Annotated in this window: 14 protein-coding genes; 1 reads left to right on the top strand and 13 read right to left on the bottom strand. The window is 69.4% G+C overall.

The annotated features are described in order from the left end of the window. Positions 1–5: 5 nt before the first annotated feature. From rodA to ACIGAQ_RS11275, 9 genes are all read right to left on the bottom strand, one after another. Positions 6–1208 carry a rod shape-determining protein RodA gene (gene rodA, locus ACIGAQ_RS11315; RefSeq protein ID WP_399781489.1) on the bottom strand — a complete coding sequence of 401 codons (1203 nt, stop codon included), beginning with the start codon at positions 1206–1208 and terminating at the stop codon, positions 6–8. Beyond that, complete coding sequence (mrdA, locus tag ACIGAQ_RS11310; RefSeq protein WP_311686907.1) at positions 1205–3451, bottom strand: penicillin-binding protein 2; 2247 nt, start codon at positions 3449–3451, stop codon at positions 1205–1207. The genes rodA and mrdA overlap by 4 nt, the downstream gene beginning before the upstream one ends. 148 nt (positions 3452–3599) lie before the next feature. Then, complete coding sequence (mreD, locus tag ACIGAQ_RS11305) at positions 3600–4274, bottom strand: rod shape-determining protein MreD (RefSeq protein WP_311686909.1); 675 nt, start codon at positions 4272–4274, stop codon at positions 3600–3602. Between the two features lie 13 nt (positions 4275–4287). Next, complete coding sequence (mreC, locus tag ACIGAQ_RS11300; protein WP_311686911.1) at positions 4288–5235, bottom strand: rod shape-determining protein MreC; 948 nt, start codon at positions 5233–5235, stop codon at positions 4288–4290. Positions 5236–5379: 144 nt separating this feature from the next. Further along, the gene (locus ACIGAQ_RS11295; protein ID WP_006133575.1) at positions 5380–6399 is read right to left on the bottom strand and encodes a rod shape-determining protein; all 1020 of its coding nucleotides are present in this window, start codon (positions 6397–6399) and stop codon (positions 5380–5382) included. A 275-nt stretch (positions 6400–6674) separates the two neighbouring features. After that, positions 6675–7088 (bottom strand): nucleoside-diphosphate kinase, encoded by a 414-nt coding sequence (ndk, locus tag ACIGAQ_RS11290; RefSeq protein ID WP_311686917.1) that lies wholly within the window; start codon positions 7086–7088, stop codon positions 6675–6677. A gap of 74 nt (positions 7089–7162) precedes the next feature. Next, positions 7163–7519 (bottom strand): DUF4233 domain-containing protein, encoded by a 357-nt coding sequence (locus ACIGAQ_RS11285; protein WP_399781484.1) that lies wholly within the window; start codon positions 7517–7519, stop codon positions 7163–7165. A gap of 6 nt (positions 7520–7525) precedes the next feature. Continuing rightward, positions 7526–9049 carry a folylpolyglutamate synthase/dihydrofolate synthase family protein gene (locus ACIGAQ_RS11280; protein ID WP_362274756.1) on the bottom strand — a complete coding sequence of 508 codons (1524 nt, stop codon included), beginning with the start codon at positions 9047–9049 and terminating at the stop codon, positions 7526–7528. A gap of 177 nt (positions 9050–9226) precedes the next feature. Further along, complete coding sequence (locus ACIGAQ_RS11275) at positions 9227–11851, bottom strand: valine--tRNA ligase (RefSeq protein WP_399781480.1); 2625 nt, start codon at positions 11849–11851, stop codon at positions 9227–9229. Positions 11852–11989: 138 nt separating this feature from the next. Here ACIGAQ_RS11275 and ACIGAQ_RS11270 point away from each other — a divergent pair, with 138 nt between their 5' ends. Continuing rightward, positions 11990–12952: a hypothetical protein gene (locus ACIGAQ_RS11270; RefSeq protein WP_399781477.1), complete on the top strand. Its 963-nt coding sequence runs from the start codon at positions 11990–11992 to the stop codon at positions 12950–12952. A 72-nt stretch (positions 12953–13024) separates the two neighbouring features. On the opposite strand, the gene clpX is transcribed toward ACIGAQ_RS11270, so the two are convergent. The 4 genes from clpX to tig form a co-directional block, all read right to left on the bottom strand. Next, the gene (gene clpX / locus ACIGAQ_RS11265; protein ID WP_010041898.1) at positions 13025–14311 is read right to left on the bottom strand and encodes an ATP-dependent Clp protease ATP-binding subunit ClpX; all 1287 of its coding nucleotides are present in this window, start codon (positions 14309–14311) and stop codon (positions 13025–13027) included. 181 nt (positions 14312–14492) lie between these two features. Next, on the bottom strand, positions 14493–15200 hold the full coding sequence (locus ACIGAQ_RS11260; RefSeq protein WP_365087894.1) for an ATP-dependent Clp protease proteolytic subunit: 708 nt from the start codon (positions 15198–15200) through the stop codon (positions 14493–14495). A gap of 109 nt (positions 15201–15309) precedes the next feature. Next, a complete protein-coding gene (locus ACIGAQ_RS11255) occupies positions 15310–15915 on the bottom strand; it encodes an ATP-dependent Clp protease proteolytic subunit (protein ID WP_184817720.1) in 606 nt (201 codons plus the stop codon). A 357-nt stretch (positions 15916–16272) separates the two neighbouring features. Beyond that, positions 16273–17661: a trigger factor gene (gene tig, locus ACIGAQ_RS11250; protein WP_399781473.1), complete on the bottom strand. Its 1389-nt coding sequence runs from the start codon at positions 17659–17661 to the stop codon at positions 16273–16275. Between the last annotated feature and the right edge of the window lie 53 nt (positions 17662–17714).

The following is a 17714-nucleotide window of genomic DNA, read 5'->3' as shown; positions in this document are numbered from 1 at the left end:
GTCGGTCATGCCGACATCGGCCGCTGCACCCGGATCGACTGCAGCAGTCCCACCGCTATCCACACGGCGAACATCGAGGAGCCGCCGTAGGAGACGAACGGCAGGGGCAGGCCCGTGACCGGCATGATGCCGAGGGTCATGCCGATGTTCTCGAACGTCTGGAAGGCGAACCAGGCGACGATGCCGGCGGCCACGATCGTGCCGTACAGGTCGGTCGTCTCCCGGGCGATGCGGCAGGCCCGCCACAGGACGATGCCGAGCAGCAGGATGATCAGGCCGCCGCCGAGGAAGCCCAGCTCCTCCCCCGCCACGGTGAAGACGAAGTCGGTCTGCTGCTCGGGCACGAACTGGCCGGTGGTCTGCGAGCCGTGGAAGAGGCCGGAGCCGGTCAGTCCGCCGGAGCCGATGGCGATGCGGGCCTGGTTGGTGTTGTAGCCGACGCCGGCCGGGTCGAGCTCGGGGTTGGCGAACGCGGCGAAGCGGGCGATCTGGTAGTCGTCGAGCACGCCGAGCTGCCAGACGGTGATCGCGCCGGTGGCGCCCGCGCCCAGCAGCCCGAACACCCACCGGTTGGTGGCGCCGGAGGCGAGCAGGACGCCCAGCACGATGATGACCATCACCATGACCGACCCGAGGTCGGGCATGAGCATCACGATCAGCATGGGCACGGCGGCCAGGCCGAGGGCCTGCACGACCGTGCGGTGGTCGGGGTACTGCTTGTCGCCCGCGTCGACCCGGGCCGCCAGCAGCATCGCCATGCCCAGGATGATCGTGACCTTCACGAACTCCGAGGGCTGGAGCGAGAAGCCGCCGGGGAGCTTGATCCAGGAGTGGGCGCCGTTGATCGTCGAGCCGAGCGGGGTGAGCACCAGCAGGATCAGCAGCACCGAGAGGCCGTACAGGACCGGCACGGCCGTGCGCAGGGCGCGGTGGCCGAGCCAGATCGTGCCGGCCATCAGGGCGAGGCCGATGCCGGTGTTCAGCAGGTGCCGGACGAGGAAGTAGTACGGGTCGCCCTGGTTGAGCTCGGTGCGGTTGCGGGTCGCCGAGTAGACCAGCAGCGTGCCGAGCAGGGACAGGGCCAGCGCCGACAGCAGGATCGGCCAGTCGAGCCGCCGGGCCACCGAGTCGCGGGCCAGCAGCCGGGTCCAGCCGGAGCGCTCGGGCCCGTAGCCGGAGACCTGGAAGCTGTTCACACCGCCGGTCATGTCGGCAACCTCCGGCTTCCCCGCCGGCGCCGGCGCCTTCGGGTGTCACGGTTCTCGGGCGTCGGCGGGGCCGCCGTCGCCGGCTGGAGCGGGTCGGCCGGGGCGTTCGGGTCCTTCTTGTTCGCCTGCTGGTCCTTGGCCGGGTCCTTGGACATCTTCGGGGAGGCGATGGTGCCGTCGACCTTGACCTTCGGCAGGGTCTTCTGTGGCGTGGGCAGCAGGGCCTTCTTCGTGTCGATGTCGCCGTCGGGGGAGACGCCGTACAGCGCGTTGTAGATGTTGCGCACGGCCGGGCCCGAGGCGCCGGAGCCCGTACCACCCTGGGAGATCGTCATGACGACCGCGTAGTCCTTGGTGTACGTGGCGAACCAGGAGGTCGTCTGCTTGCCGTAGACCTCGGCCGTACCCGTCTTGGCGTGCATCGGGATCTTGTCCTGCGGCCAGCCGCCGAACCTCCAGGCGGCCGTACCGCGGGTGGCGACTCCCGCGAGGGCATCGCTTATCTCGTTGCGCGTCTTCTGGCTCATCGGCAGCTTGCCGTGGGCCTGGGGCTTGATCGGCGTGACGGTCTTGCCGTCGGCGCTGATGACGGCCTTGCCGACGGAGGGCGTGTACATCGTGCCGCCGTTGGAGATGGCGGCGTAGATGGTGGCCATCTGGATGGGCGTGACGAGCGTGTCGCCCTGGCCGATGGAGTAGTTGACGGAGTCACCGGCGCGCAGGCGGTTGCCTTCGAGGCAGTTCTCGTAGGCGATCTTCTCGGCGTAGCTGCCGTTGCGCTTGCCGGTGCGGCACCAGACGTTCTTGTTGGCCTTCCAGTAGTCGAGCTTCCACTGGCGGTCGGGGACGCGGCCGGTGACCTCGTTGGGCAGGTCGATGCCGGTCTCCTTGCCGAGGCCGAACTGGTGGGCGGTCTTGTAGAACCAGTCGTTGGCGTTCTTCTTCGGCTTGGTGCCGCCGTCGCGCTTCCACTCCTCGTGCGAGAGGCGGTAGAAGACCGTGTCGCAGGAGACCTCCAGGGCGCGGCCGAGGCTGATGGCCCCGTAGCCCTTGGACTCGAAGTTCTTGAAGACCTGGCCGCCGATGGAGTACGAGCTGGAGCACTCGTAGGGGCCGTTGAAGGAGTAGCCGGCGTTGACCGCGGCGGCCGTCGGGATGACCTTGAAGATGGAGCCGGGCGCCGACTGGCCCTGGATGGCGCGGTTGAGCAGCGGGTAGTTGGACTTCTTGCCCGTCAGGCGCGCGTAGTCCTTGGCGGAGATGCCGCCCACCCAGGCGTTCGGGTCGTAGGTCGGGTTCGACGCCATGGCGACGACGCGGCCGGTCTTGGCCTCCATGACGACGACGGCGCCGGAGTCGGCCTTGTAGTTCGTGCCCGTGTTGCGGTCGTGCTCCTTGCGGGCCTGCTTCATGGCCTCGTTCAGCTCGTACTCGGCGATCCGCTGGACACGGGCGTCGATGCTGGTGACGAGGTTGTCGCCGGGCTGGGTGGGGTCGGCCTCGGCCTGGCCGATGACGCGGCCGAGGTTGTCCACCTCGTAGCGCGTGACGCCGGCCTTGCCGCGCAGCTGCTTGTCGTACTGGCGCTCCAGGCCGGAGCGGCCGACCTGGTCGGAGCGCAAATACGGCGAGTTGGTGTTCTGCGCCTTCTTGATCTCCTCGTCGGTGACCGGGGAGAGGTAGCCGAGGACCTGGGCGGTGTTGGCCTTGCCCGGGCTCGGGTAGCGGCGCACGGCCTGCGGTTCGGCGGTGATGCCGGGGAAGTCCTCGGCGCGCTCACGGATCTGCAGGGCCTGCTTGGGGGTGGCCTCGTCGGTGATGGGGATGGGCTGGTACGGCGAGCCGTTCCAGCAGGGCTGGGGCGTCTTGGCGTCGCACAGCCGGACCTTCTCCATGACCTCCTTGGGGGTCATGCCGAGGACGCCGGCGAGCTTGGTGAGGACTTCCTCGCCGTCGTCCTTCATCTTCAGCAGGTCCGTGCGGGAGGCGGAGACCACCAGGCGCGTCTCGTTGTCGGCGAGGGCCACGCCGCGGGCGTCCAGGATGGAGCCGCGGACGGCGGGCTGGACCACCTGCTGGACGTGGTTGCCCGACGCCTCCTTGGCGTAGGCCGCGCCCTCACGGATCTGGAGGTACCACAGGCGTCCGCCGAGGGTGAGCAGCAGGGAGAGGACCAGGACCTGGATGACGACGAGCCGGATCTGGACCCGTGGGTTCCGACCGGTCTCGGGAATGTTGGTCACTGCGGCTGCCTCCCCCTCTCCGTGCGTGTACGGATGTGCGAGTCCGACGGTCTGTCCGGACACATGTGTGCGGTTGCGAGTGATGAACGACCGGCCCACGCGCCGACGTTCCTACGGGACCGCCCCGTTCGGGTGAACTTCCCCGCCTTCACAGCCGCTTGACCCCCTTGATGCGCCCGGCCCGCGCCATCCGCGCCCGGGCCGCCTTCACCCGCAGCCCGTTGCGCTGGCTGCCGATTCGCAGGCCCGTGCCGCCGGAGAGCCAGCCGGAGGAGATGTCCGTGGCCTTGGCGGCGGCCGACGTGGACTCGGCGAGCGGATCGTTCTCCGCGCGCCGGGCCAGGGCCATCACCCCCGGCACCACGAAGGGCGCGAGCAGCAGGTCGTACAGGGCCGCCGTGAACAGCAGGCCGCCCAGGCCCACGTGGCGGGCGGCGGTGTCCCCGACAAGGGCCCCGACGCCGGCGTACAGCAGGGTGGAGCCGACCGCGGCGGCGACCACCACGACCATCGGGCCGGTCGCGGACTTCAGCCGGCCGGTCTCGGGCTTCGCCAGGCCCGCGAGATAGCCGATGACGCACAGCACCAGGGCGTACCGCCCGGCGGCGTGGTCGGCGGGCGGGGCCAGGTCGGCGAGCAGCCCCGCGCCGAAACCGACGAGGGCGCCCCCGACGTGCCCGTACACCAGCGCGAGGCCCAGGACGGTGAGCAGCATCAGGTCGGGCACGGCGCCCGGCAGGTGGAGCCGGGCGAGGACGCTGACCTGGATCACCAGGGCGACGACGACCAGGGCGGAGGAGAGCAGGATCCGGTTGACGCGCATGAGGTGACAGCTCCTACTGCTCTTGCTGGTTCTGGCCGTCCACGGGGGCCTCGGCGGACGGCGTCACGGTCACCGTCACCGTCGGCCTCGGGGTCGGCTTGGGCTTGGGCGGGAGCACCGTGTCACGCGGATCCTTCTTCGGGGGCTCGACCACGACACCGACGATGTCGAGCTTGGTGAAGGCGGCGTACGGCGTGACGTACAGCGTGCGGGTCAGGCCGCCGCCGGAGGGGTCGACGCGGGAGACCACGCCGACGGGCACGCCGGGCACGAAGGGCCGGTCGGCCTGCGAGCCGAAGGTGACGAGACGGTCGCCCTTCTTCACCTCGGCCTTGCCGTTGAGGAGTTCCACGCGCAGCGGGCGGTCGCCCTGCCCGGAGGCGAAGCCCAGCTCGTCACCGGACTCCATGCGCGTGCCGACCGTGAAGTCGGGGTCGCTGGCGAGCAGGACCGTGGCGGTGTTCGGCCCGACGGTGGTGACGCGGCCGACGAGCCCGTCCCCGTTGAGGACGGTCATGTCCCGCTTGATGCCGTCGTCGGCGCCGACGTCGATGGTGATGGTCCAGGAGAAGCCCTGCGCCGCGCCGATGGCGATGACCTCGGCGCCCTTGATGCCGTACTGGCCCTGCCCGGCGACCTTCAGCATCCTGTCGAGTTGCTTCAGGCGGCTGCGGGCGCGGTCGTCGCTGCCGAGGCGGGCCTTCAGGGCGGCGTTCTCCTGCTCCAGCGCGGCGAGCCGGTCGTGCCGTTCGCCGGAGTCGCGGATCGCGGAGACCGCGTTCCCGACCGGGTCGACCGCGGACGACACGCCGCTCTCGATCGGGCCGAAGACCGTCGCCGCGGCCTGCCGGGCACCGTCGACGGGCGAGTCCTCCCCACCGCGGATGTCCACCGTGATCAACGCGAACGCGATGGCGATCAGCAGCACCAGGAGCAGCCGGCTCTCTCGTGTGTCCCTCACGTGCGGCGGCCGTGCCCTTCCTCATAGGAATTCAGGAAGCCCCAGGGAATACCGAGGGGCTGCTTTACGGGAGCTTATGCCTCTATATCAACGATCCGCCGTACGAGAGGAGATCGTCCCGTACGGCGGAATCGAAGAGTTATGTCATCTGCGCGGCTGGGCGTCCAGCACCTGCTGCAGCGCCTCGAACTCCTCGACGCACTTTCCGGATCCGAGCGCCACGCTGTCCAGGGGGTCCTCGGCGATGTGGATCGGCATGCCGGTCTCCCGGCGCAGCCGCTCGTCCAGGCCCCGCAGCAGCGCTCCGCCGCCGGTCAGAACGATTCCTCGGTCCATGATGTCGCCGGACAGCTCCGGCGGGCACTTGTCGAGGGTCGTCTTGACGGCGTCGACGATGGCGTTGACCGGTTCCTCGATCGCCTTGCGGACCTCGGCGGCGGAGATGACGACGGTCTTCGGCAGCCCGGACACCAGGTCCCGGCCGCGGATTTCGGTGTGCTCGTCGGTGTCGAGGTCGTACGCCGAACCGATCGTGATCTTGATCTGTTCGGCCGTCCGCTCACCCAGCAGGAGCGAGTACTCCTTCTTGATGTGCTGGATGATCGCGTTGTCCAGTTCGTCGCCGGCGACCCGGATGGACTGGGCGGTGACGATGCCGCCGAGGGAGATGACCGCGACCTCCGTCGTGCCGCCGCCGATGTCGACCACCATGTTGCCCGTGGCCTCGTGGACCGGCAGGCCGGAGCCGATGGCCGCGGCCATGGGCTCCTCGATGATGTGCACCTGGCGGGCGCCGGCCTGGGACGACGCCTCGATGACGGCACGGCGCTCGACGCCCGTGATGCCCGAGGGCACACAGACGACGACCCGCGGACGAGCCAGATACCGCCGCTTGTGGATCTTCAGGATGAAGTAGCGGAGCATCCGCTCGGTGATCTCGAAGTCGGCGATCACGCCGTCCTTCAGCGGACGAACGGCAACGATGTTGCCGGGCGTGCGCCCGATCATCTTCTTCGCTTCGGCGCCGACCGCGAGGATGCCACCGGTGTTGGTGTTGATCGCGACAACGGACGGCTCGTTGAGTACGATCCCGCGACCCCTGACGTACACCAGCGTGTTGGCGGTCCCGAGGTCGACAGCCATGTCACGGCCGATGAACGACATTGAGTTCCCCATCAGGATTCGTCTGGCCTTCCCATGAGCTTTTGAGGGCTTTTCAGGTCGGCAAAGGTGGGTGCTGTGACGTGAAGGCTTCCATGGTAGACGCGCCTTCGCGAACACTGCGGGAGGGTCTCCGCCATTGTCAGCAGATGCTGTGCGGGTTCGCTTGTGGAGACGGGCGTTCGGGGGCGATCGTTCCCTCGTACGCCACGCATATGCCGCAAAGTCCGGGGGCCGGCGCCCCCGGACCCGCCGTTTGTGCTGGTGGGGTGCGGACGCTACGCCCGACCGGGGAAGAAGATCTTCACCTCGCGCTCGGCGGACTCCTCGGAGTCGGAGGCGTGGATCAGGTTCTCCCGGACGATGACGCCGTAGTCGCCGCGGATGGAGCCGGGCGCCGCGGCGATCGGGTCGGTCGGTCCGGCCAGCTGACGCACGCCCTCGATGACCCGCTCACCCTCGACGATCAGCGCCACGACCGGGCCGGAGGCCATGAACTGCACCAGCGGCTCGTAGAAGGGCTTGCCCTTGTGCTCGCCGTAGTGCTGCTCCAGCGTGTCCTGGTCCAGGGTGCGCAGCTCCAGCGCGGTGATCGTCCAGCCCGCCTTGCGCTCGATGCGGCTGATGATCTCGCCGGTCAGGCCACGACGGACGGCGTCGGGCTTGAGGAGGACGAGGGTGCGCTGGGTCACGACGGGGCTCCTTATGCGTCAAGGCTGTGCGGTCATGCGGTGGGACGAGATTACCCGGCGTGTCGGGGCACCTGTTACGCAGCGTCAGGTGTGGAGGAAGCGGCCTGGGCGGCGAATCTCGCCTTGGCCTCGTCCACCTTCCGCCCGTAGTGCACGGACGCCCACCACAGGGCCGCGAAGATCGCGCCCAGGAAGAACATGGTCGGCACGATGAAGCCGGACGCGATCAGCGTGATCTGCAGGGCCCAGCCGAGCGCGACCCCGCCGGGGCGCGTCACCAGGCCGCACAGCAGCACGCACAGGAACATCGCGATGCCGCTGACCGTCCACACGGTGGTCATGGACAGGTCGGGGTCCTTCATGGCGACCAGTCCGGCGAAGCCGATGACGAAGAACTCGCCGATCAGCGTGGAGGAACAGAGCGTGCGCATGGGTTCTCAGCCTCTCCCCAGGAGCAGTCGGGCCTCGCCGACGGTGATGACCGAACCGGTGACGAGCACGCCGCCGCCCGCGAACTCGCCCTCCTCCTCGGCCAGCGTGATGGCGGCCTCCAGGGCGTCGGGCAGCCGCGGCTCGACCTGGACGCGCTCCTCGCCGAACACCTCGACGGCGATGCCGGCCAGTTCGTCGGCGTCCATCGCGCGGTGGCTGGAGTTCTGCGTGACGACGACCTCCGCGAACACCGGCTCGAAGGCCTCCAGCAGCCCCCGTACGTTCTTGTCGCCGCTCGCGCCGACCACGCCGATGAGGCGGCTGAACTGGAACGCCTCCCCGATCGCCTCGGCCGCGGCCCGGGCGCCCGCCGGGTTGTGCGCGGCGTCCAGCACGATCGTCGGGGAGCGCCGCACGACCTCCAGCCGGCCCGGCGAGGCGACGGCGGCGAACGCCTTGCGGACCGTGTCCAGGTCCAGCGGGTCGGGCCGCTGCGCACCGACGCCGAAGAACGCCTCGACGGCGGCGAGCGCCACGGCCGCGTTGTGCGCCTGGTGCGCGCCGTGCAGCGGCAGGTACACCTCCCGGTACTCGCCGCCCAGCCCGCGCAGGGTCAGCAGCTGACCGCCGACGGCCACCTGCCGGTCCACGACACCGAACTCCAGCCCCTCCCGGGCCACCGTCGCGTCCACCTCGACGGCCTTCTTCAGCAGCACCTGGGCCGCGTCGACCGGCTGCTGCGCCAGGATGACGGTGGCGCCCTGCTTGACGATGCCGGCCTTCTCCGTGGCGATCTCGGCGTGCGTGGTGCCGAGGCGGTCGGTGTGGTCGAGGTCGATCGGGGTGACCACGGCGACGTCACCGTCGATCACGTTCGTGGCGTCCCAGGAGCCGCCCATGCCGACCTCGACGACGGCGACGTCCACGGGGGCGTCGGCGAACGCCGCGTACGCCATGGCCGTGAGCACCTCGAAGAACGACAGGCGGTACTCCTGCGACGCGTCGACCATCTCCACGTACGGCGTGATGTCCCGGTACGTCTCGATGAACCGCTCGGCGGTGATGGGGGCGCCGTCCAGGCTGATGCGCTCGGTGATCGACTGCACGTGCGGCGAGGTGTAGCGGCCGGTGCGCAGCTCGAAGGCGCCCAGCAGCGCCTCGATCATGCGGGCCGTGGACGTCTTGCCGTTGGTGCCCGTGATGTGGATCGACGGGTACGACCGCTGCGGCTCGCCCAGGACGTCCATCAGTGCGGCGATCCGGCTGACCGACGGCTCCAGCTTCGTCTCGCCCCAGCGGGTGGCGAGCTCCGTCTCGACCTCGCGCAGGGCCTTGTCGACCTCGGGGTCGGCGGGCCGGGCCGGGATGTCGGCCTCCGGGGGGCCGCCCTGGGTGCGGAGGGTTCGGCTGCCGGCCTCGATGACCGCGAGGTCGGGGTCGCGGGTGGTCTCCTCCGCGATGATCTCGTCGAAGGCGGTGAGGGGGTCGGGCTGGTCGTCGGCGCTGGGGTCTGGAGGGAGCTCGCTCACGGGGCCAGTCTACGGAGGCCGGGTGACGTCGGTCGGGGGTGGCTTGTGTCGTCGGGCGAGTGCGGGCCGTCCGTGGCTGGTCGCGCAGTTCCCCGCGTCCCTGTGGACGTCCCCCGAGGCAGGCACGAGGCCCCCGGGCCGGGTGGCTCCGGGGGCCTTCATCACCGCACGAACGGGCTAGGCCTGCGGCAGGCGCTCCAGCTGGGCCTGGATGCGGGCGATGTCCTCCTCCGCCTTGGCGAGGCGGGTGCGGATCTTGTCCACGACGTGGTCGGGGGCCTTCGCCAGGAACGCCTCGTTGCCGAGCTTGGCGTTCGCCTGGGCCTTCTCCTTCTCGGCCGAGGCGAGGTCCTTCGCCAGGCGCTTGCGCTCGGCCGCCACGTCGATCGTGCCGGAGAGGTCGAGGGCGACCTCGGCGCCGGCGACCGGGAGGGTCGCCGTGGCCGTGAAGCCGTCGCCCTCCGGCTGGAGGCGGAGCAGCTGGCGGATGGCGGCCTCGTGGGGCGCGAAGGGCGTGCCGTCCAGCGTGAGGCGGGCCGGGACGCGCTGGCCGGGCTGCAGGCCCTGGTCGGCGCGGAAGCGGCGGACCTCGGTGATGACCGACTGGAGCGACGCGATCTCGCGCTCGGCGTCGGCGTCCCGGAAGCCGCTGTCCTTCGGCCATTCGGCGATGACGACGGACTCGCCGCCGGTCAGCGTCGTCCACAGCGTCTCGGTGACGAACGGGACCACCGGGTGCAGCAGCTTCAGCGTGACGTCGAGGACCTCGCCGAGGACGCGCTTGCTGACCTCGGCCGCCTCGCCGCCTGCCTGGAACGTCGTCTTGGACAGCTCGACGTACCAGTCGAAGACCTCGTCCCACGCGAAGTGGAACAGGGAGTCGGACAGCTTCGCGAACTGGTAGTCGTCGTAGTACGCGTCGACCTCGGCGACGACCGAGTTCAGGCGGGAGAGGATCCAGCGGTCCGTCGGGGACATCCTCGACGGCTCCGGGAGCGGGCCCTCGACGGTCGCGCCGTTCATCAGCGCGAAGCGCGTGGCGTTCCAGATCTTGTTGGCGAAGTTGCGCGAGCCCTGGACCCAGTCCTCGCCGATCGGCACGTCGACGCCCGGGTTGGCGCCGCGGGCCAGGGTGAAGCGCAGGGCGTCGGAGCCGTACTTGTCCATCCAGTCCAGCGGGTTGACCGCGTTGCCGAAGGACTTCGACATCTTCTTGCCGAACTGGTCGCGGACCATGCCGTGCAGGGCGATGGTGTGGAACGGCGGGGTGCCGTCCATCGCGTACAGGCCGAACATCATCATCCGGGCGACCCAGAAGAAGAGGATGTCGTAGCCGGTGACCAGGACGGAGTTCGGGTAGAACTTCGCGAGCGACTCGGTCTGCTCGGGCCAGCCGAGCGTGGAGAACGGCCACAGGCCCGAGGAGAACCAGGTGTCGAGGACGTCGGTGTCCTGGCGCCAGCCCTCACCGCTCGGCGGCTCCTCGTCGGGGCCGACGCAGACGACCTCGCCGTCCGGGCCGTACCAGACCGGGATGCGGTGGCCCCACCACAGCTGGCGCGAGATGCACCAGTCGTGGAGGTTGTCGACCCAGTCGAAGTAGCGCTTCTCCATCTCCTGCGGGTGGATCTTGACCCGGCCGTCGCGGACGGCGTCACCGGCCGCCTTGGCCAGCGGGCCGACCTTGACCCACCACTGCATCGACAGGCGCGGCTCGATGGTGGTCTTGCAGCGCGAGCAGTGGCCGACGGAATGGACGTAGGGCCGCTTCTCGGCGACGATCCGGCCCTCGGCGCGCAGCGCGGCGACGATCGCCGAGCGGGCCTCCAGCCGGTCCAGGCCCTGGAAGGGGCCGTGGGCGGTGATGACCGCGTGCTCGTCCATGATCGTGATGGCCGGCAGGTCGTGGCGCTGGCCGATCTCGAAGTCGTTCGGGTCGTGCGCCGGGGTGACCTTGACGGCGCCCGTGCCGAACTCGGGGTCGACGTGCTCGTCGGCGACGACCGGGATGGAGCGGTCGGTCAGCGGCAGCTTGACCAGCTTGCCGATCAGGTGCTTGTAGCGCTCGTCCTCGGGGTGGACGGCGACGGCCGTGTCACCGAGCATCGTCTCGGCGCGGGTGGTGGCGACGACGATGGTGTCGTCCCCGTCGCCGTACTTCATGGAGACGAGCTCGCCGTCGTCGTCCTGGTACTCGACCTCGATGTCCGAGATGGCGGTCAGGCACCGGGGGCACCAGTTGATGATGCGCTCGGCGCGGTAGATCAGCTCGTCGTCGTAGAGGCGCTTGAAGATGGTCTGGACGGCCTGGGAGAGGCCCTCGTCCATCGTGAAGCGCTCGCGCGACCAGGCGACGCCGTCGCCCAACCGCCGCATCTGGCCGCTGATCTGGCCGCCGGACTCGCCCTTCCACTGCCAGACCCGCTCGACGAAGGCCTCCCGGCCGAGGTCGTGGCGGGACTTGCCCTCCTTGCCGAGCTCGCGCTCGACGACGTTCTGCGTGGCGATGCCGGCGTGGTCCATGCCGGGCTGCCACAGCGTCTCGTAGCCCTGCATCCGCTTGCGGCGGGTCAGGGCGTCGATGAGCGTGTGCTCGAAGGCGTGGCCCAGGTGCAGGCTGCCCGTGACGTTCGGCGGCGGGATGACGATGGTGTACGGCGGCTTCTCGCTCTTGGCGTCGGCCTCGAAGTAACCCCGCTCCACCCAGCGCTCGTACAGCGGCCCCTCTACGTCGGCCGGCGCGTACTGGGTCGGCAGGTCGGTGCTGGGCGCTGGTGGCTGCTGCTGAGCGTTCTCGGTCACGGGGGTCAGTTTAGAGGTGTCACGACCCCGTCCCGAAACGCGTTTGTCTTGTAACGGTGCGGGCCCCGATGCCATGCACACGGCGGGTCTGCGCCAGGATGTCGGAAACACGTAAGCATCTGGAGGGGAACCCAGAACATGAGCTACAACCAGCCGGGCCCGTACGGCGGGCAGCCCCAGCAGCCCGGACCGTACGGCCAGCCGGGCCCGTACGGCCAGCAGCCGCAGGCGCCCCAGCCCGGCTACGGCTACCCCCAGCAGGCCCCTCCGCCCCAGCCGGGTTACGGCTACCCGCAGCAGCCCCCGCACGGCGTCCCGCCCCAGCAGGCTCCGTACGGCCAGCAGCCCCCGTACGGCCAGCAGCCGCCCTACGGCCAGGCCCCCTACGGCGTGCCGCAGCCCCCGGCCCCCGGCGGCGGCAAGAAGAAGACGGGCATCATCCTCGGCGCGGTCGCCGTCGTGGCGGCGATCGGCGTGGGCGCGTACTTCGTGCTCGGCGGGGGCGGTGGCGCGGGCGCCGTCGAGGACGACGGGCCGCACAAGCTGGCGACGCCCGCGAAGGTGCTGAGCGAGTACAAGCGCTTCAGCAAGGACGGGCAGACGGCCGGGGACGACTCCACCAAGGAGTTGGAGAAGAGCGGCGTCAAGAACGCCAAGTCGGTGCTGGGCACCTACTCCACCGCGGACCTGAGCAACTACGACCCGACCGACCCGTCCTCGGCCGCCCAGATGGCGACGGCCAAGGGCGTCACGTTCGTCGGGCTGTACGGCGAGATCTCCGACCCCGAGGCGGCGCTGGACACCTTCTTCGCCAACTTCAAGAAGTCGGCGGAAGAGGGCTCTTCGGGCAGCAGCGGCAGCAAGACCGAGCTGATCGGCGAGCCCGAGGAGGCCGACCTCGACGGAGCGGTCATGAAGTGCCAGGCCGCCAAGGGGCAGGACCCGACGACGAAGAAGGAGAAGACCGACTGGTTCTGCGCCTGGTCCGACTACAGCACCATCGTGCTGGTGTCGCCCGGACAGGCCACCGGGGACGTCTCCAAGGACACCGCCGTCGACATCACCACCAAGCTCCGCCCGGAGATCCGCGTCAAGGCCTGACGGCCACGCGCTCGACGGACACGACGAAGGGCCCCGGTCGGCGACCGGGGCCCTTCCGTCACGTCTGCCGTGTCACGCCGTCTTCTGCTCGCCCGGCCCCCGGCCGCGCGCGTCGCGCGGGATCAGCGTCGGGTTGACGTTCGACTGGACGACGTCCGCCGTGATGACGACCCGGGCCACGTCCTTGCGGGACGGGACCTCGTACATCACGCCCTGCAGGACTTCCTCCATGATGGCGCGCAGGCCGCGCGCGCCGGTCTGGCGGAGGATGGCCTGGTCGGCGATGGCCTCCAGCGCCTCGCGCTCGAAGTCCAGCTCCACACCGTCGAGTTCGAACAGGCGCTGGTACTGCTTGACGAGGGCGTTGCGCGGCTCGACGAGGATCTGGAGCAGCGCCTCGCGGTCGAGGTTGTGGACCGAGGTGATGACCGGGAGACGGCCGATGAACTCGGGGATCATCCCGAACTTGACCAGGTCCTCCGGCATGACCTCCTGGAACTGGTCCTTGGACTCCATCTCGCGCTTGGAGCGGATCTGCGCGCCGAAGCCGATGCCCTTGGCGCCGGCCCGCGACTCGATGATCTTCTCCAGGCCGGCGAAGGCGCCGCCCACGATGAACAGCACGTTCGTCGTGTCGATCTGGATGAACTCCTGGTGCGGGTGTTTGCGGCCGCCCTGCGGCGGGACCGACGCCGTCGTGCCCTCCAGGATCTTCAGCAGGGCCTGCTGGACACCCTCACCCGAGACGTCGCGCGTGATGGAGGGGTTTTCACTCTTCCTCGCGACCTTGTCGATCTCGTCGATGTAGATGATGCCGGTCTCGGCCTTCTTGACGTCGTAGTCGGCGGCCTGGATCAGCTTCAGCAGGATGTTCTCGACGTCCTCGCCGACGTAGCCCGCCTCCGTCAGGGCCGTGGCGTCGGCGATCGCGAACGGGACGTTCAGCATGCGCGCCAGGGTCTGCGCGAGCAGGGTCTTGCCGGAGCCCGTGGGCCCGAGCAGGAGGATGTTGGACTTCGCCAACTCGATGGCGTCGTCGCGGCCGTTCGCCCCGCCGTTCTCACCGGCCTGGACGCGCTTGTAGTGGTTGTACACCGCCACGGACAGGGCCTTCTTGGCGGCCTCCTGGCCCACCACGTAGCCCTCGAGGAACTCGTAGATCTCGCGCGGCTTCGGGAGTTCCTCCCAGCGGACCTCGCTGGTCTCCGCCAGCTCTTCCTCGATGATCTCGTTGCAGAGATCGATGCACTCGTCGCAGATGTAGACACCGGGCCCTGCGATGAGCTTCTTGACCTGCTTCTGGCTCTTGCCGCAGAACGAGCACTTGAGCAGATCGCCGCCGTCACCGATGCGTGCCACGGTGTGCTTCCCCTTCGCCTGGGAGACTCCTGGACGTCGACGTCCAGCGGACTCCTGGTGCTGCCTTATGTCCGACGGTACCTTGCCGGGCCCCCCGTCCGGGCCCCCCTTGGCGCGGTTCGCTTTGACGTGAACCGAGCCAAACCGTGCCAAGGGGCGGCAGACGTTACAGCCTCGCGCCTCAGCGCAGGGACGAGTTGTCCATCTTCCGGGTGGTGATGATCTGGTCGATCAGCCCGTAGTTCAGCGCGTCCTCGGCCGTGAGGATCTTGTCGCGCTCGATGTCCTCGCGGATCTTGTCGATCGCCTGGGTGGAGTGCTTGGCCAGCATCTCCTCCAGCTGCGTGCGCATCCGCAGGATCTCGTTGGCGGCGATCTCCAGGTCGGACACCTGGCCGCGGCCCGTCTCGCTGTACGGCTGGTGGATCAGCACGCGCGCGTTCGGCAGGGCCATGCGCTTGCCGGGCGTGCCGGCGGCCAGCAGCACGGCCGCGGCGGAGGCCGCCTGGCCCATGCAGACCGTCTGGATGTCCGGCTTGACGTACTGCATCGTGTCGTAGATCGCCGTGAGCGCCGTGAAGGAGCCGCCGGGGCTGTTGATGTAGACCGAGATGTCCCGGTCGGGGTCCATCGACTCCAGGCACAGCAGCTGCGCCATGACGTCGTTGGCGGAGGCGTCGTCGATCTGGACGCCGAGGAAGATCACGCGCTCCTCGAAGAGCTTCGCGTACGGGTCGTACTCGCGAATGCCCTGGGAGGTGCGCTCGACGAAGCGCGGGATGACGTAGCGGGACTCGGCCTGCGGGCCGGTGTAGCGGCCCTGCGAGGCGTTCATGTCCTGCACGGCCTGCATACGGTCGTAGATCCCACTGCCGGGGAATGCGTTCACGGTGTCTCCTGAAAGGGGCTGAGGCGGTCGGCTGGGGCTGCTGGGGCGTCCCGGGGCTTCACGGGCCCGGGCGGGGTCCTACGGGGCTCGTGGAGCCGCGTGGGACCGCTCAGGCCCCGGTGCCGCCGCCGCCCGGCATACCGGCGGCCGTGGCGATCACGTCGTCGATGAGGCCGTACTCCTTGGCCTCGAAGGCGTCGAACCAGCGGTCGCGGTCCGAGTCGCGGGTGATCTGCTCGACCGTCTGGCCCGTGTGCTGGGCGGTGAGCTCGGCCATGCGCTTCTTGGTGTGCAGCAGCCGCTCGGCGTGGATCTTGATGTCCGACGCGGAGCCGGCGAGACCGGCGGAGGGCTGGTGGATCAGGATCTCGGCGTTCGGCAGCGCGAAGCGCTTGCCGGGGGTGCCCGCGCTGAGCAGGAACTGGCCCATGGACGCCGCGAGACCCATGGCGATCGTCACCACGTCGTTCTTGATGTACTGCATGGTGTCGTAGATCGCCATGCCGGCCGTGATCGAACCGCCGGGGCTGTTGATGTAGAGGTAGATGTCCTTCTCGGGGTCCGAGGCAAGGAGCAGCAGCTGTGCGGTGATCTTGTTCGCGATGTCGTCGTCGACCGGCTGGCCGAGGAAGATGATCCGCTCGTTGAGCAGCCGGTTGTAGACCTGGTCGCCGAGGCCACCACCGATGGAAGGCTCGCCGGCGGCTGAAGGCATCAGATTCGTCACGTATCCACCTGCTCGTCTTACGACGGCGCCGGGCCGTCTCACGTGTTCCCTGCGGGGCGGGAGCCGTATCGGAGACTCCACTGCCCTGGTATTCATGGACCCTAACGCGCGGGTCCCTTCGGGGAATCCCGGAGATGGGAGTGTTCGCCGGGGGCGTAGCGCGGTGGGCTCCGGCGGTGGGGCCGGGGCGTCTCGCCGGAGGGCTTCAAGGCCGTGGGCGGCTGCGGGCGCGTGGGGGCTTGTCGCGCAGTTCCCCGCGCCCCTGGGGTGAGCTGCCCTCGCGGGGAGCGAAAAGGCCCTGGGGCGTGCCCCAGGGCCTTTTCACGAACTCACCGGTGCCGGGGCTCAGCCCTCGGTCTTCTCCTCGGCGGACTCGGCCGGGGTCTCCTCGGCGGCGGCCTCGGCGGACTCGGTCTCGTCCTCTTCGTCGTCGAGGTCGATGATCTCGCCGTTGGTGTCCTTGACCGTGGCCTTCTCGACCACGACGGCCAGGGCCTTGCCGCGGGCGACCTCGCCGACCAGGAGCGGAACCTGGCCGCCCTCGACGACCGCCTGGGCGAACTGGTCGGGGGACATGCCGGAGGAGGCGGCGCGGCGCATGAGGTGCTCGGTGAGCTCCTCCTGGTTGACGTTCAGCTTCTCCTGCTTGACCAGCTCGTCGAGGACGAACTGGGTCTTGATGCCCTTGACCGCGGCCTCACGGGTCTCGGTCTCGAACTCCTCCTCGCTCTTGCCCTGGATCTCCAGGTACTTCGCGAGGTCGAGGCCCATCTGGCCGAGCTGGTGGTGCTCCAGGTTGTGCTTGCGGGTGTTGATCTCGTCCTCGAGCAGCTTCTCGGGGACGGGCACCTCGACGAGCTCCAGCAGCTTCTCCAGGACGCGCTCCTGGGCCTGCGTGGCCTGGTCGTACTGCTTCATGTTCTCCAGGCGCTTGCGGCTGTCGGCCTTCAGCTCCTCGAGGGTGTCGAACTCGGAGGCGAGCTGCGCGAACTCGTCGTCCAGCTCGGGCAGTTCACGCTTGGCGACCTGGGTGACCTTGACGGTGACCTCGGCCTCCTTGCCGGCGGCGGAGCCGCCCTTGAGCTCGGAGGTGAAGGTGGCCTCGCCACCCGCCTCCAGGCCCTTCACGGCGTCGTCGATGCCGTCCAGCAGCTCACCGGAGCCGATGGTGTAGGAGACGCCGTTGGCGACGCCGTCCTCCAGGACCTCGCCGTCGACCTTGGCCTCCAGGTCGATCGTCACGACGTCGCCGTCCTCGGCGGCACGCTCGACCGGGGCGGTGGAGGCGAAGCGCTCGCGCAGCTCCTCGACGGCCTTGTCGACGTCCTCGTCGGTGACCTCGACGGCGTCGACCTCGACCTCGATGCCGGAGTAGTCCGGGATCTCGATGGCCGGGCGGATGTCGACCTCGGCGGTGAAGTTCAGCGTCTCGCCGTCCTTCAGCTCGGTGATGTCGACCTCGGGCTGGCCCAGCGGGCTGAGCTCGGCCTCGTTGACCGCGTCGGTGTAGAACTTGGGAAGCGCGTCGTTGACGGCCTCCTCCAGCACCGCACCGCGGCCGAACCGCTGGTCGATGACCCGGGCCGGGACCTTGCCCTTGCGGAAGCCCTTCACCGTGACCTGCTGGTTGATCTTCTTGTACGCCGCGTCGAGGCTGTCCTTGAGCTCCTCGAAGGGCACCTCGACAGTGAGCCGAACCCGAGTCGGGTTCAGGGTCTCCACGGCGCTCTTCACGGTTCGGTCTCCTTGTGGCTGACTTCTTGGTTTCTGCCGGGGCCAGAACGGCC

Origin of the sequence: Streptomyces sp. NPDC085932 (assembly GCF_044540525.1) — a bacterium.
In the GTDB taxonomy this organism is placed as follows: domain Bacteria; phylum Actinomycetota; class Actinomycetes; order Streptomycetales; family Streptomycetaceae; genus Streptomyces; species Streptomyces levis.
Note: the sequence above shows the minus strand (reverse complement) of the source record. Positions and strands in the feature narration are given on the sequence as shown.